1 protein-coding gene is annotated in these 807 nt (G+C 77.7%); it reads left to right on the top strand.

The genetic code is table 11. The features are described 5' to 3' along the window. Positions 1 to 807, top strand: an 807-nt coding sequence (locus NZU74_20330; GenBank protein ID MCS6883676.1) for a helix-turn-helix transcriptional regulator, incomplete at both ends; no start/stop codon positions are given.

Here is an 807-nt window from a genome sequence, read left to right on the forward strand (position 1 = left end):
ACGCTCGACGAGCACGACCAGGACCCGCTGCGCCTCCTCGCCTACCTGGCAGGCGCGGTCGAGCACGCCGCCCCCGGCGCCCTGCCCGCCACCCTCGACCTGCTCAACGCCCCCCGGCCCGCCCCCCTCTACACCGTCCTGGAGGCCTTCCTGGCCGAACTCGCCGCCCTCCCCGGCGGCCTGACCCTCGTCCTCGACGACTACCACGCCCTCAGCAGCGCGCCGGTCCATCAACTGACCGCCTACCTCCTCCGGCACCTGCCCCCCGCCTGCCGCCTGGCGCTCATCAGCCGCACCGACCCGCCCCTGCCCCTCGCCCGCCTGCGCGCCGAGCGCCAGCTCGCCGAACTGCGCGCCGCCGACCTGCGCTTCACCCCCGCCGAAACCGTCGCCCTGCTCACCGCCCTCGAAGGCGCGCCGCCCGACCCGGACCGGGCCGCGGCCCTGCACCAGCAGACGGAGGGCTGGCCCATCGCCCTGCACCTGGCGGCCCTGGCGCGGGCCGACGGGCGCGTCGCCGGGGCGCTGTCGGGCCGGGCGCGGCGACAGATCGCCGAGTACCTGGCCGAAGAGGTGCTGGCGCGCCAGCCGGCGGACCTGCAGGCGGCCCTGCCGGCGCTGGCGGTCCCCGAGCGCTTCTGCGCCGGGCTGGCGGCGGCGCTGCTGGGGGCGTCCGAGCACGCGGGGGAGCGGCTGCTCGAGCGGCTGGAGGGGGCGAACCTGTTCCTCATGCCGCTGGACGGGGAGGGGCGCTGGCACCGCTTCCACGCCCTGTTTCGGGACCTGTTGCAGCGGCGGCTGCGGCAG

This window comes from Chloroflexaceae bacterium (assembly GCA_025057155.1).
In the GTDB taxonomy this organism is placed as follows: domain Bacteria; phylum Chloroflexota; class Chloroflexia; order Chloroflexales; family Chloroflexaceae; genus JACAEO01.